Source organism: Pseudomonas sp. LBUM1676 (assembly GCF_059695605.1).
The window spans coordinates 355220-368633 of record NZ_CP166777.1; the positions used below are offsets into that span (position 1 = coordinate 355220).

Consider the following 13414-nt stretch of genomic DNA (forward strand, 5'->3'; position numbering starts at 1 on the left):
GCGAGTGCGTTAGCATCCGTCCCCGAATTGGTGCGCCCGGACAATTTTCTGTTCGTATCTGCCGGTTTCTCAAGGGAAACCTGCGGTTTGCGCGCCTCACAACGCAATGGTTTTGGGGACTTGATGATGAAGAAGTATCTCTCGATGCTGCTGGTCGGCGTCACGGCATTGGTTGCAGTCAGCACGGCGCAGGCGGGTGCCATCGATGACGCGGTCAAGCGCGGCACGCTGAAAGTCGGCATGGACCCGACCTACATGCCGTTCGAAATGACCAATAAACGCGGCGAGATCATCGGTTTCGAAGTCGATATCCTCAAAGCCATGACCAAGGCCATGGGCGTCAAGCTGGAGCTGGTGTCCACCGGTTACGACGGCATCATCCCGGCATTGCTCACTGACAAGTTCGACATGATCGGCAGCGGCATGACCCTGACCCAGGAGCGCAACCTGCGCCTGAACTTCAGCGACCCCTTCATCGTGGTCGGCCAGACCCTGCTGATCCGCAAGGAACTGGAAGGCACCATCAAGTCGTACAAAGACCTGAACACCGCCGACTACCGCATCACCTCCAAGCTCGGTACCACGGGTGAAATGGTCGCTAAAAAGCTGATCTCCAAAGCCAAGTACCACGGCTACGACAACGAGCAGGAAGCCGTACTCGATGTGGTCAACGGCAAGGCCGACGCGTTCATCTACGACGCGCCCTACAACGTTGTCGCCGTGAACAAGGTCGGTGCCGGCAAGCTGGTGTTCCTCGACAAGCCTTTCACCTACGAGCCGCTGGCCTTCGGTCTGAAGAAGGGTGATTACGACAGCATCAACTTCATCAACAACTTCCTGCACCAGATCCACGAAGACGGCACCTACGATCGCATCCATGACAAGTGGTTCAAGGACACTGCCTGGCAGAAGGACATGGAGTAAGGCCCGGTCAGATAGACCGCGTCGCGCCCCATCGCCAGCAGGCTGGCTCCCACAATGAAATGCATTCCCCGGTGGGAGCCAGCCTGCTGGCGATGACGGCCTCCAAGGCAACACACATTCCGGAACCTGCAATGAAACAGAAAAAAGCCCAATGGCCCTGGCACGTCTTGACCGTGCTGGTGTTGATCGGCCTGGCCGGCGCTTTGTATTACGCCACCTCGCTGATGTCTTACGAATGGCGTTGGAACCGCGTACCGCAATACTTCGCCTACCACGCCGAAGAATCCCAGCGCGCCGCCGACATTTCCACCGTCAGCGAACTGGTGCGCAAGGGCGACAAGGCTGAAGTCACCCTGCGCAATGATACTGGCGACGAGCAACGCCTGACCGTCGACGACAACAGCCTGCAAGTCGCCCAGGGCGATGACGTGGCCGAAGGCGACGTGATTGGCGTCACTCGGCACTGGGCCGCAGGACCCCTGATGTGGGGCCTTTGGACCACCTTGTGGTTATCCCTGGTGTCCGGTGTGCTCGGCTTGCTGATTGGCCTGGTCACCGGCCTGTGCCGTCTGTCGAACAACCCGACTCTGCGCGACCTTTCGACGATCTACGTCGAACTGGTGCGTGGCACGCCGCTGCTGGTGCAGATATTCATTTTTTACTTCTTCATCGGTACCGTGATGAACCTGTCCCGGGAATTCGCCGGGATTGCCGCGCTGTCGCTGTTCACCGGCGCCTATGTGGCGGAAATCATTCGGTCCGGCGTGCAGTCGATCGCCCGTGGCCAGAACGAAGCCGCGCGCTCCCTGGGTCTGAGCGCTGGCCAGTCGATGCGTCACGTGGTGCTGCCGCAAGCCTTCAAGCGCGTATTGCCGCCGCTGGCCGGGCAGTTCATCAGTCTGGTCAAGGACACCTCGCTGGTATCGGTGATTGCGATTACCGAGCTGCTCAAAAGCGGTCGCGAAGTCATCACCACTTCTTTCTCGCCGTTCGAAATCCTGTTCTGCGTGGCCGGCCTTTATCTGTTGATCAACCTGCCGCTGTCGAAAATCGCCAGCCGGCTTGAGCGGAGGCTCGCGCAAAGTGATTGAAGTTCGCGATCTGGTAAAAGTCTTCGACACCCGCGGCCAGGTGGTTCGCGCGGTGGACAACGTCACGACGCACGTGGCCAGGGGCGAGGTGCTGGTGGTGATCGGTCCGTCCGGCTCCGGCAAATCGACTTTCCTGCGCTGCCTCAACGGCCTGGAAGAATTCGATTCGGGTTCGGTGAGCATCGACGGCCTGCAACTAGCCGACCCGAAAACCGACGTCAACGCCTACCGCCGCGAAGTCGGCATGGTGTTCCAGCACTTCAACCTGTTCCCGCACATGACCGTGCTGGAAAACCTCTGCCTGGCCCAGAAGGTCGTGCGCAAGCGCGGCAAGAAGGAGCGCGAGGCCAAGGCGCTGGCGTTGCTGGAGAAGGTCGGCATTGCGCAAAAGGCCAACGAATTTCCGTCGCGCCTTTCCGGTGGTCAGCAGCAGCGGGTGGCGATTGCCCGCGCGCTGGCGATGGAACCGAAGGTCATGCTGTTCGATGAGCCGACCTCGGCGCTTGATCCGGAAATGGTTGGCGAAGTGCTGGACGTGATGAAAGCCCTGGCGCTGGAAGGCATGACCATGGTCTGCGTGACCCACGAAATGGGCTTTGCCAGGGAAGTGGCGGATCGGGTGTTGTTCTTTGATCATGGCAAATTGCTGGAAGATGCTGCGCCGGCCAAATTCTTCGATGCGCCGAAAGATCCGCGGGCCCAGGCCTTCTTGCGCCAGGTTCTATAATCCCATCGTCGGAGATACCGCTTTCGCGAGCAGGCTCGCTCCCACAGGGTAAGGCGTCAGACGCAAATTTCGTGTACGCCGCCGATCAATGTGGGAGCGTGTTATGGCTAGAAGAGGCGGGCGAGCAGCGCGGTAACGGCGGTTTCGACCCGCAGGATGCGCTCGCCCAGCTGCACCGGTTGCAGGCCGGACTTGCCCAGCAGGTCGATCTCGTAGGGGATCCAGCCACCTTCGGGGCCGATGGCCAGGGTCACCGGTTCGTCCAGTCCACGGGGGCAGGGCGGGTAGTTGCCGGGATGACCGACCAGGCCGAGGGTGCCTTCGGTGATCGCTGGCAGGCGATCTTCGACAAAGGGCTTGAAGCGCTTTTCGATGGTGATTTGCGGCAACACACTGTCCCGCGCCTGTTCCAGGCCGAGGATCAGTTGCTCGCGAATCGCTTCCGGTTCCAGGAAGGGTGTTTGCCAGAAGCTCTTCTCGACGCGATAGCTGTTCACCAGCACGATGCGCGGCACACCCATGGCCGCCACGGTCTGAAACACCCTGCGCAGCATTTTGGGCCTTGGCAGGGCCAAAACCAGGGTCAGTGGCAGCTTGGCCGGCGGCGGCTGGTCTAGGGTAATACGCAGTTCCGCTTCATCGGCGTCCAGACGCAGCACCTCGGCCGAGCCCATCAAACCACCGATACGCCCGACCCGCAGGCTGTCACCGACTACCGAGCGATGGACTTCCTGCATGTGGGTCAACCGGCGATCGCGCAGGATCACGCGGTCGGCCGCAATGAAATCGGCCTCTTCGAGTAGCAACAGGTTCACGGTTGGGTCGCTGGCGGCTGGTCGTTGTGATCGTCAACCGGTTGGTCGTCCGGGTGCTCGCCGCGTTTGCTGATCAGGCCGCTGAACAGGATGCCGATCTCGAACAGCAACCACATCGGTACAGCCAGCAGGGTCTGCGAGAAGATGTCCGGCGGGGTGAGGATCATGCCGACCACAAAACAGCCGATGATCACGTACGGGCGGATTTTCTTCAGGTAGGCGACGTTGACCACGCCGATCCACACCAGCAGCACCACAGCCACCGGGATCTCGAACGCCACGCCGAAGGCGAAGAACAGCGTCATGACGAAATCGAGGTAGCTGCTGATGTCGGTCATCATTTCCACGCCGGCCGGGGTGGCGGCGGCGAAGAACTTGAAGATCAGCGGGAACACCAGGTAATAGGCGAACGCCATGCCGGTGTAGAACAACATGATGCTCGACACCAGCAATGGCACTGCGATGCGCTTCTCATGCTTGTACAGCCCCGGCGCGATAAAGCCCCAGATCTGATGCAGGATCACCGGGATCGCCAGGAACAGCGAAACCATCATGGTTAGTTTCAGCGGCGTCAGGAACGGCGACGACACGTCGGTGGCGATCATCGTTGCACCCACTGGCAGGTACTGGCGCAGCGGTGTGGAGACGAAGGTGTAGATCTGCTGGGTGAAGGCGAACAGCCCGGCGAAGATGATGAAGATCGCCGCTACGCAGCGCAGCAGACGGGTACGCAACTCGGTGAGGTGCGAAACCAGCGGCATGTGCTGGTCGTTTTCAGGGAGATCGCTCATGGGGCTCGCGGCGGCAGTGTTGGGTCATGAGGGGCCGGCGCAACAGGCGCAGCCGCAGGTGCAACGGGTTCTACGGGAGCTGCAACCGACGGCGGTTCAACGGCTGTCACCGTTTCCGTCGGGGTAGCAGCAGGCGCTGCTGCAGTCGGAGAATGAATGGTCTGCTCCGCCACCGGCTGAACGGGTGTCGGCTCCTGCTGCGTCGGCGTGAAAATCTTCCGCGCCTCCTGCTCCAGCGACAGAATGTGCTCGTTGTGCAGTTGCCGACGAATCTCGTCGGCACCGATTTCACGTTCAACTTCCTGTTTGATCGCATTGAAGCTGCGCTTGAGGCGCCCGACCCACAGGCCGGCGGTGCGCGCAGCACCCGGCAGACGCTCGGGGCCCAGCACCAGCAGGGCCACGAGGCCGACGAGCAGCAGTTCAGAGAAGCTGATACCAAACATTAGTCAGTGCTCACACGTCTTTGCGAATCGGCTCTTCGACTTTTTGCGCCTGCACGTCGATGGTGTGCGGCGGGTTCACGGACTGTGCGGTCTGTGGTTGAGCAGGTGGAACCGGTTGTTGCGGGGTTACCGTCGGGTCAGCCGGTTTGTCTTCATCGTTCATGGCCTTGCGAAAGCCCTTGATCGATTCGCCCACGTCGGTGCCGAGGTTCTTCAGTTTCTTGGTGCCGAACACCAGCACAACGACAACCAGGATGACGACCCAGTGTTTCCAGTCAAAAATGCCCATGGTGCAGCTCCTCTCAAATAGATGTTCAGGCGGACGGACGCGAGGCTTTCTCGGCGTGTCCGGACAGACCGAAGCGACGGTCCAGTTCATCGAGCACAGCCTGTGGATGTTGCCCCAGTTGGGCGAGCATGACCATGCTGTGGAACCACAAATCGGCGGTCTCGTAGATCACATCGCTGCAGTCACCGCTGATGGCGGCATCCTTGGCGGCAATGATAGTTTCGACCGACTCTTCGCCGACTTTTTCCAGAATCTTGTTCAAGCCCTTGTGGTACAGGCTGGCGACATACGAGCTGTCGGCGGCGGCGCCTTTGCGCTCTTCCAGCACCTGGGCCAGACGGGTCAACGTATCACTCATGGGTGTGTCCTGCGCTATAGATGGCGTGCGGGTCTTTCAGCACCGGATCGACGGTTTTCCAGTCGCCGTTCTCGAAAATCCGATAGAAGCAGCTCTGGCGGCCGGTATGGCAAGCGATGTCGCCGACCTGCTCGACCATCAGGATAATCACGTCGGCATCGCAGTCCAGGCGCATCTCATGCAGCGTTTGCACGTGGCCGGACTCTTCGCCCTTGCGCCACAGCTTGCCGCGGGAACGTGACCAGTAAATGGCGCGATTTTCGGCAGCGGTCAGTTCCAGCGCTTCACGGTTCATCCAGGCCATCATCAGGACGCGTCCGCTCTTGTGATCCTGGGCAATCGCCGGCACCAGGCCATCGGCGTCCCACTTGATCTCGTCCAGCCAGTTTTTCATTATCGACTCCGACAGCGCGCCCGACACTTCATTAGTCGGGCACAGGCATTGAAACAGTGTGCCAGCGTGCGGGGGCTCTGGCTATCGGCGAACGACCAGATACAAGCCGACGGCCACCATGATGCCGGCCGGCCAATGGCCGAGTTCGTGCAGCGGCCCACCCGCGGCGAGTATCGTGCCGCCAGCCAGGTGCGCACAACCCAGCAGGCGCAGAAGCCAGTCATCCTTGCGTCGATGCCACGGTGGTGGTGGGTCGTAGGCGTGGGGCTGGGACATGCGTTCGAGCAGGTCGCGAGCCATATTGGCCAGGTGCGGCAGTTGCTCGAACTGGCTCTGCACGTTGCCGAGCAGGGCTTTGGGGCTGACCCGCTCGCGCATCCAGCGTTCGAGGAACGGCTGGGCGGTGTTCCACAGATCCAGATCCGGGTACAGCTGACGGCCCAGGCCTTCGATGTTCAACAGGGTTTTTTGCAGCAGCACCAGCTGCGGTTGCACTTCCATGTTGAAGCGTCGAGCGGTCTGGAACAGGCGCATCAGCACCTGACCGAAGGAAATATCTTTTAACGGTTTTTCGAAGATCGGCTCGCACACGGTGCGGATCGCCGCCTCGAATTCGTTGAGCTTGGTTTCCGCCGGCACCCAGCCCGAATCGATGTGCAGCTGCGCCACACGCCGGTAGTCACGCTTGAAGAAGGCGAACAGGTTGCGTGCCAGGTAATCCTGGTCTTCCGGGGTCAGGCTGCCGACGATGCCGCAGTCGATCGCAATGTACTGCGGACTCCATGGGTTCACGGTACTGACGAAAATGTTGCCCGGGTGCATGTCGGCGTGGAAGAAGCTGTCGCGGAACACCTGGGTGAAGAAGATCTCCACGCCACGTTCAGCGAGCATCTTCATGTCGGTGCGCTGGTCGGCCAGGGTCGCGAGGTCGGTGACCTGGATCCCGTAGATGCGCTCCATCACCAGCACTTTGGGCCGGCACCAGTCCCAATAGACTTGCGGCACGTACAGCAGCGGCGAGCCGTCGAAGTTGCGTTTCAACTGGCTGGCGTTGGCCGCCTCGCGCAACAGGTCGAGCTCGTCGTAGATGGTTTTTTCGTAGTCCTGGACCACATCCACCGGGTGCAGCAGGCGCGCATCGGCCGAGAGCTTTTCGGCGGTGCGGGCGAGAATGAACAGCCACGCCAGGTCCTGGGCAATGATCGGTTTCAGGCCCGGGCGGATGACCTTGACCACGACTTCTTCGCCGGTTTTCAGTTGTGCGGCATGCACCTGCGCCACCGAGGCCGAGGCCAGCGGTTCGACGTCGAAGCGGCTGAACACTTCACTGATCTTTTTACCGAGCTGCTCTTCGATCAGCTTGATCGACACTTGCGAGTCGAACGGTGGTACGCGGTCCTGCAGCTTCATCAGTTCATCGGCGATGTCTTCCGGCAGCAGGTCGCGACGGGTGGAGAGAATCTGCCCGAACTTGATGAAAATCGGCCCCAGGTCCTGCAACGCCAGGCGCAATCGCGCGCCACGGCTCAAGTCCAGTGTCTTGCGCGGGAACCAGCGCCACGGCAAGGCGTAGCGCAGCGCCAGGAGAAACCAGGGCAATGGCAGGGCGAACAGCAGGTCATCGAGGCGGTAGCGAATCACAACGCGCTGGATGCGCAACAAACGGCGGACGGCAAGCAGCTTCATGCGTTATCGCTTGGGTCGAGGGATCGGGAAAGGCGCTCGAAGCGCGCCTCGAGACGTTCCAGATCGAGTTTGATCTGGTCCAGTTCACTGAAGCGGGCTTCGGCTTCGCGCTGGCCGACGAGGGTGCGCGACTCTTCGGCCAGGTATTCGCCCAGGTTCTGGTTCAGGCTGGCGAACCCTTGCTGATACCAGCGTGCGCGACTGCGCAGGTGACCACCGACCAGTTGCGTGGCCACAGGTCCCAACCAGCGCGAGAGTTCGTACTCCCAATCCAGCTCAAGGTCTTGAAGGATCGCCGCCAGCTCCAGCAGCACACCGCTGTCACCGTCGAGTTCGACTTCAGGGCCATGCAGGACCGAAGCCTTGTCCTTGCTCATCGCCAGCTTCAGCAGGCTTGAAGCCGGTGCACGCAAGGTGCAGTCGGCGCCGGTCTCCCAGTGGGAGGCGAGCATCAGGCCTTCGTCGCTGGGCAGGATGAACAGTTGCAGCGCCGGGCTGCGGCAGTCGACGGCAATCACCTTGCCGCTCAAATGTGCCAGCCGCGGCAGCGCCGTGCTGTCGAGACGCAGCACCCGGTTCAGACCGAGTTCGACACTGGCGAGCAGGCCGGCCAGCAACATCAGGGTTTGATGCCGCGGTGCAGGGCGACGATGCCTGCGGTCATGTTGTGATAGGTCACGCGGTCGAAACCGGCCTCGACCATCATCGACTTCAGGGTTTCCTGATTGGGGTGCATGCGGATCGATTCGGCCAGGTAGCGATAGCTTTCCGAGTCGTTGGTGATCAGCTTGCCCATCAGTGGCATGAAGGCGAACGAGTAGGCGTCGTAGGCTTTGGACATCAGCGCGTTGGTCGGCTTGGAGAACTCCAGCACCAGCAAGCGGCCGCCCGGTTTCAGCACGCGCAGCATCGAGCGCAGGGCGTCTTCTTTATGGGTCACGTTGCGCAGGCCGAAGGCGATGGTCACGCAGTCGAAATGGTTATCCGGGAATGGCAGCTTTTCCGCGTCGGCCTGGACGAATTCGACGTTGCCGGCCACCCCCAGATCCAGCAGGCGGTCACGACCGACCTTGAGCATGGATTCGTTGATGTCGGCCAACACGACCTGGCCGGTCGGGCCAACGAGGTGCGAGAACTTCTTGGTCAGATCGCCCGTGCCGCCAGCGATATCCAGCACACGGTTACCGGTGCGCACGCCCGACAGTTCGATCGCGAAACGCTTCCACAAACGGTGCATGCCGCCCGACAGGAGGTCGTTCATCAAGTCGTACTTGGCGGCTACCGAGTGGAAAACCTCAGCGACTTTTTCCGCTTTTTGGCTTTCCGGAACGTTTTTGAAACCGAAGTGAGTGGTGGGTTCGGCATCGCTGCCTTTGCGCTGATCAGTCATATCGCTGTCACCAGAAGAGAATGCGGGACATTCTAATCCCGGTGGCCTGCTTTGTCTTGGCAAGGCTGCAGGTAAGATAGGTAACCGCCGGGACGTTTTGCCGCAGCAGCGGTCAAGATGCTTCAGGAAAGTATCCATAAAGCAGGAGTCATTTGATGGCCCATATCAGTGTTGAACGTGCCCATGGCCTGGGTAAGGAAGCGGCTCGCGAGAAGGCCGACAAGCTGGCGCAGAAACTCTATGATCAGTATGGCCTGGAGCCGCAATGGTCCGGTGACACCTTGAACCTGAAGCGCTCCGGTGTGAAAGGCGCGGTGCATGTCAGTGACGACTCGATCAAGGTCGAAGTGGAACTGGGCCTGATGATGTCGGCCATGAGCAGCATGATCAAATCGGAAATCGAAAAGGCGCTGGATAAAGCCCTGGTCTGATTTGCGAGTCGAACCACATCCCCTGTGGGAGTCAGCCTGCTGGCGATGGCGGTGCATCAGTCAACATTGATGTTGATGGATAAATCGCTATCGCCAGCAGGCTGGCTCCCACATTTGTTTTAAAGTGCGCTCGAGCTTTCATGCCAGTTGTTAGGGTGCCGTTTCTAATTATTCTCACTACTTTGTGCCTGAGCCCGACGCTTTCGCGGGCAGTTCCTCAAACCTTCTGCGCGTGAGGTGCACCATGGCCAAAGTTATTTTGAAGAAAAAAATCGACGCTTCGACAACCGCTCTGAGCGACGTCAAATCTTATGCTCGCAAGATCTGGCTGGCAGGCCTGGGGGCTTACGCCAGGGTCGGCCAAGAGGGTAGCGAGTACTTTCAAGAGCTGATCGTGGCCGGTCAAGCTGTTGAAAAGAAAGGCAAAGAAGCCGTTGCCGAGAAACTTGAAGCGGCTAACGCCGAGATTGATGAAGCCAAGGCTGAAGTCAGCACGTTCAAAGGCAAGGTCGAAGTTCAACTCGACAAAGTCGAGAGGGCTTTTGACTCGCGTGTTGCAAGTACCTTGAATCGTATCGGCATTCCGTCTAAACATGACGTGGAGACACTCTCTGCCAAGCTCGATGAGCTGACGGCATTGCTCGAACGCGTCGCGCGTAAATCTTAAGGAGAACGGGATGGCTGGTAAAAAGAATACTGACAAAGAAGGCAGCTCGTGGATCGGGAAAGTCGAAGACTACTCCCGCAAAATCTGGCTGGCTGGTTTAGGCGTGTACTCGAAGATCGACACTGACGGCAGCAAGCTCTTCGATGCATTGGTCAAAGACGGTGAGAAAGCCGAGAAGCTCACCAAGAACGCTGTCGACAAGAAAGTCGATGCTGCCAAGGACTCCGCTTCGTCGGCCAAGTCGCGCATCAGCGGTGTGAAAGATCGCGCAATGGGCAAATGGGATGAGCTGGAAGGGGCTTTCGACAAGCGTCTGAACAGCGCCATTTCGCGTCTCGGCGTGCCGAGCCGTAATGAAGTCAAGGCGCTGCACAGCAAGGTCGATACCCTGACCAAGCAAATCGAAAAACTCACCGGTGCCAAGGTTGCGCCTGTTGCGGCGAAAACCGCAGCGGCCAAACCTGCAGCAAAATCGACGGCCAAGCCACTGGCCAAGGCTGCCGCTAAACCGGTCGCCAAAGCCGCAGCGAAAGTCGCGTCCGCAGCCAAGTCGGCGACTAAGACCGCCGCCGCTAAACCTGCAGCAGCCAAGACAGCGGCCAAATCGGTTGCTGCCAAAACCGCAGCAGCCAAACCGGCAACCAAGCCTGCGGCGAAACCTGCCGCAGCGAAGAAGCCGGCCGTGAAAAAACCGGCAGCGCCGAAAGCCGCTGCACCAAAACCAGCAGAGGCTGCCGCCAAGCCGGCAGCAGCCCCGGTCAGCACTTCGAACTCCGCTGCCGCACCGACACCTGCTGTAACTCCGACTGTCGCGCCAGCTCCATCGACGCCAACCAGTCAGTCCTGATTTCAGGGCTCAAGAAAACGCCCGGCCTGCAAAGGTCGGGCGTTTTTGTTTGTGCACCGATTTATGAGCACCGCGGAGCCATTGTGGGAGCGAGCCTGCTCGCAAAAGCGCTGTGTCAGTCAGCGCATATGCCGACTGACAAATTGCATTCGCGAGCAGGCTCGCCCCCACATGGGTTATTCGTGTTCTTCGAGGTATTGCAGAGCCAACCGCTCGGTCGCCACCTTGATCGGCGGCAACAGATGCGGTGCCACTAGCATCATGATCTGATACACCACCAATCGCACCTCGCCCTCCCGATCCAGAATCCGCTGATAGTCCAGCGAGAACAGCAGTGTCATGGTGATCTGCTCCACCAGCTGGCCCAGCGCCTGAGTGTCACTCACCAACTGCTCCTGAGCCTTCAGCTGCGCCAGCAATGAAGCCAGTGTGCGCTTGAGCGCATTGAGCAGGTTGCGGATGCCCTTGGCCAGTTTCGGCAGGCGCCCCGCCAGGTTCGACAGGTCCTGGAACAGGAATCGATAGTGCGCCAGGCGCTCGACGATCAGGTGCAGGAACAGCCAGTAATCCTCGGGCGCCAGTTCAACATCGGCGGGCGGATCGAGCAATGGCGCAAGTTCGGCCTGAAAGCGCTCGAAGAGCCCGAGTATCAGCGGCTCCTTGCCGTGGAAGTGGTAGTAGAGATTGCCTGGGCTGATGCCCATTTCATTGGCAACTTCCATGGTGGAGACGTTCGGTTCGCCCTTCTGATTGAACAACTGCAGGGCACATTCGAGGATCCGGTCGCGGGTTTTCATCCAGTCTTCTTAATGGTCGAGTCATGCCACGGCCAACTCCGGCCGTGGTTTGTTGAGCGTCAGCGCACGCGCACGTAAGTACCGGGTGCTGCCTCCATCGGTGGATAATTCGGGTTGCCGAGCGTCATCCGGGTTTCTTTTAGTGCGCCTGAACGCTCCTGAATCCAGCCCAGCCACGGAGTCCACCAACTGCCATCGACTTGCTGAGCGTCGTAATACCAGGCCCGTGGGTCACTGCTCAGCTTCGTGCTTTCGACGAAATTGGCTTTCGGATTGGAGGGCGGGTTGAGAATGCTCTGCACATGCCCGCTGTTGGACAACACGAAGCGCCGTTCGCCACCCAGCAGCAAGGTCGAGCGATACACCGCGTCCCATGGCGTGATGTGATCATTGATGCCGGCCACGCTGAAGCTGTCGACCGTGACTTTCTGCAAGTCGATCGGCGTGCCGCACACTTCGAGGCCGCCCGGATGACTGAGCGGGTTGTGTTTGAAGAAGTCCAGCAAATCACCATGCAAGGCTGCCGGCAGGCGTGTGTTGTCGTTGTTCCAGTAGAGGATGTCGAACGCCGGCGGCTCCTTGCCCAACAGGTAGTTGTTGACGAAGTAACTCCAGATCAAATCGTTGGGGCGCATCCAGGCAAAGACCTTGGCCATGTCGCGTCCGTCCAGCACGCCTTTCTGATAGGAACGACGCTTGGCCGCTTCGAGGGTTTGCTCATCGGCGAACAGGGTCGCTGGCGTGTCCATCTGGCTGTCGAGCAGGCTTACCAGGTATGTCGCGCTGGATACCCGTCGCAGTTGCCGCTTGGCCTGCAGGTGCCCTTGCAGGGCGGCGATGGTCAGGCCACCGGCGCAGGCGCCCATCAGGTTGACTTCGCGGGCGCCGGTGATCGCCCGGCAGACGTTCATTGCTTCCTCCACGGCTTCAACGTAGGTCGACAGCCCCCATTCGCGATGGCGCACATCGGGATTGCGCCAGCTGATCATGAAGGTTTGCAGGCCGTTCTTCAGCGCAAACTGGACGAAGCTGTTGTGTGGGCTCAGGTCGAAAATGTAGTACTTGTTGATCTGCGGCGGCACCACCAGCAGTGGTTTGGAATACTGCTTTTCACTCATCGGCTTGTACTGGATCAGCTCCAGCAGTTCGTTGCGAAAGACCACGGAGCCGGTGGTGGTGGCGACCGTCTTGCCGACTTCGAAAGCCTGTTTGGTGACCTGTCTGGGCAGACCGTCGTTGTGCAGCAAGTCATCGACCAGATGACCGATTCCGCGCACCAGGCTGTTGCCGCCGGAGTTGAAAATCTCCTTGATCGCCAACGGATTGAGCAGGCTGTTGGAAGGCGCCATGGCGTCGTTGAGCAAGGCGAATGCGAAGTGGGCGCGGGCGCGATCGTCCGGGCTCATGTTGCTCTCGTCGATCCAGCCTTTGACCTGCTTCTGCCAGCTCAGGTATGCCTGCAGACTGCGGCGGTAAAAAGGGTTGAGACTCCAGGCCGGGTCGGCAAAGCGACTGTCCTGCGCATTGGTCGGGTGCAGGGTTTCACCCAGCAGCACGCGACCCAACTGGCCGCCCAGTTTCAAGGCGTGTCGGGCGGTGTGCACCGGGTTGCGCAAGCCATGGGCGGCAACGCTGCGCAGCGTTGAAAACAGATCCCGGCCGCGCAGACCGGTGATCGCACTCTGTGCATTGATGAACGCGGCGGGAGTCGGTAAAAAATCCCTCGCTGGTTTTTCGCGCATGAATCAACACTCCTTCGTC

General features: G+C 59.9%; 17 protein-coding genes. 6 read left to right on the top strand and 11 right to left on the bottom strand.

Annotated features, from left to right (window positions below):
- Positions 1 to 126: 126 nt before the first annotated feature.
- From ACA041_RS01660 to ACA041_RS01670, 3 genes are all read left to right on the top strand, one after another.
- Complete coding sequence (locus ACA041_RS01660) at positions 127 to 924, top strand: transporter substrate-binding domain-containing protein (RefSeq protein WP_497441988.1); 798 nt, start codon at positions 127 to 129, stop codon at positions 922 to 924.
- Positions 925 to 1055: 131 nt separating this feature from the next.
- Complete coding sequence (locus tag ACA041_RS01665) at positions 1056 to 2015, top strand: amino acid ABC transporter permease (RefSeq protein WP_497439598.1); 960 nt, start codon at positions 1056 to 1058, stop codon at positions 2013 to 2015.
- Positions 2008 to 2742, top strand: coding sequence for an amino acid ABC transporter ATP-binding protein (locus tag ACA041_RS01670; RefSeq protein ID WP_497439599.1), 735 nt, complete (start codon positions 2008 to 2010; stop codon positions 2740 to 2742). The genes ACA041_RS01665 and ACA041_RS01670 overlap by 8 nt, the downstream gene beginning before the upstream one ends.
- A gap of 107 nt (positions 2743 to 2849) precedes the next feature.
- Here ACA041_RS01670 and ACA041_RS01675 read toward each other — a convergent pair whose 3' ends face one another.
- The 9 genes from ACA041_RS01675 to ubiE all read right to left on the bottom strand — a co-directional run bounded on the left by ACA041_RS01675 (position 2850) and on the right by ubiE (position 8911).
- Positions 2850 to 3557 carry a 16S rRNA (uracil(1498)-N(3))-methyltransferase gene (locus ACA041_RS01675; RefSeq protein ID WP_497439600.1) on the bottom strand — a complete coding sequence of 236 codons (708 nt, stop codon included), beginning with the start codon at positions 3555 to 3557 and terminating at the stop codon, positions 2850 to 2852.
- Positions 3554 to 4348 carry a twin-arginine translocase subunit TatC gene (gene tatC, locus ACA041_RS01680; protein ID WP_150796907.1) on the bottom strand — a complete coding sequence of 265 codons (795 nt, stop codon included), beginning with the start codon at positions 4346 to 4348 and terminating at the stop codon, positions 3554 to 3556. Before tatC ends, ACA041_RS01675 begins: the two co-directional genes overlap by 4 nt.
- Positions 4345 to 4794: a Sec-independent protein translocase protein TatB gene (gene tatB / locus ACA041_RS01685; protein ID WP_497439601.1), complete on the bottom strand. Its 450-nt coding sequence runs from the start codon at positions 4792 to 4794 to the stop codon at positions 4345 to 4347. Before tatB ends, tatC begins: the two co-directional genes overlap by 4 nt.
- A 10-nt stretch (positions 4795 to 4804) precedes the next feature.
- Positions 4805 to 5083, bottom strand: a complete 279-nt coding sequence (locus ACA041_RS01690; RefSeq protein ID WP_150796909.1) for a twin-arginine translocase TatA/TatE family subunit — start codon at positions 5081 to 5083, stop codon at positions 4805 to 4807.
- 25 nt (positions 5084 to 5108) lie between these two features.
- Complete coding sequence (locus ACA041_RS01695) at positions 5109 to 5441, bottom strand: phosphoribosyl-ATP diphosphatase (RefSeq protein WP_007899279.1); 333 nt, start codon at positions 5439 to 5441, stop codon at positions 5109 to 5111.
- A complete protein-coding gene (hisI, locus tag ACA041_RS01700; protein ID WP_497439602.1) occupies positions 5434 to 5835 on the bottom strand; it encodes a phosphoribosyl-AMP cyclohydrolase in 402 nt (133 codons plus the stop codon). Before hisI ends, ACA041_RS01695 begins: the two co-directional genes overlap by 8 nt.
- 81 nt (positions 5836 to 5916) lie before the next feature.
- Positions 5917 to 7521: a ubiquinone biosynthesis regulatory protein kinase UbiB gene (ubiB, locus tag ACA041_RS01705; RefSeq protein ID WP_497439603.1), complete on the bottom strand. Its 1605-nt coding sequence runs from the start codon at positions 7519 to 7521 to the stop codon at positions 5917 to 5919.
- On the bottom strand, positions 7518 to 8141 hold the full coding sequence (locus tag ACA041_RS01710) for a ubiquinone biosynthesis accessory factor UbiJ (protein ID WP_497439604.1): 624 nt from the start codon (positions 8139 to 8141) through the stop codon (positions 7518 to 7520). Before ACA041_RS01710 ends, ubiB begins: the two co-directional genes overlap by 4 nt.
- Positions 8141 to 8911 carry a bifunctional demethylmenaquinone methyltransferase/2-methoxy-6-polyprenyl-1,4-benzoquinol methylase UbiE gene (ubiE, locus tag ACA041_RS01715; RefSeq protein ID WP_007948968.1) on the bottom strand — a complete coding sequence of 257 codons (771 nt, stop codon included), beginning with the start codon at positions 8909 to 8911 and terminating at the stop codon, positions 8141 to 8143. Before ubiE ends, ACA041_RS01710 begins: the two co-directional genes overlap by 1 nt.
- 155 nt (positions 8912 to 9066) lie before the next feature.
- Between ubiE and ACA041_RS01720 the strand changes: the two genes are divergently transcribed.
- The 3 genes from ACA041_RS01720 (at position 9067) to ACA041_RS01730 (ending at position 10856) form a co-directional block, all read left to right on the top strand.
- Positions 9067 to 9342 (top strand): polyhydroxyalkanoic acid system family protein, encoded by a 276-nt coding sequence (locus ACA041_RS01720; RefSeq protein WP_497439605.1) that lies wholly within the window; start codon positions 9067 to 9069, stop codon positions 9340 to 9342.
- Between the two features lie 244 nt (positions 9343 to 9586).
- Complete coding sequence (locus ACA041_RS01725) at positions 9587 to 10009, top strand: phasin family protein (protein ID WP_497439606.1); 423 nt, start codon at positions 9587 to 9589, stop codon at positions 10007 to 10009.
- A gap of 10 nt (positions 10010 to 10019) precedes the next feature.
- On the top strand, positions 10020 to 10856 hold the full coding sequence (locus ACA041_RS01730; RefSeq protein ID WP_497439607.1) for a phasin family protein: 837 nt from the start codon (positions 10020 to 10022) through the stop codon (positions 10854 to 10856).
- A gap of 176 nt (positions 10857 to 11032) precedes the next feature.
- On the opposite strand, the gene ACA041_RS01735 is transcribed toward ACA041_RS01730, so the two are convergent.
- Positions 11033 to 11653, bottom strand: coding sequence for a TetR/AcrR family transcriptional regulator (locus ACA041_RS01735; RefSeq protein ID WP_497439608.1), 621 nt, complete (start codon positions 11651 to 11653; stop codon positions 11033 to 11035).
- Positions 11654 to 11712: 59 nt separating this feature from the next.
- Positions 11713 to 13395: a class II poly(R)-hydroxyalkanoic acid synthase gene (gene phaC, locus ACA041_RS01740; protein WP_497439609.1), complete on the bottom strand. Its 1683-nt coding sequence runs from the start codon at positions 13393 to 13395 to the stop codon at positions 11713 to 11715.
- Positions 13396 to 13414 lie beyond the last annotated feature (19 nt).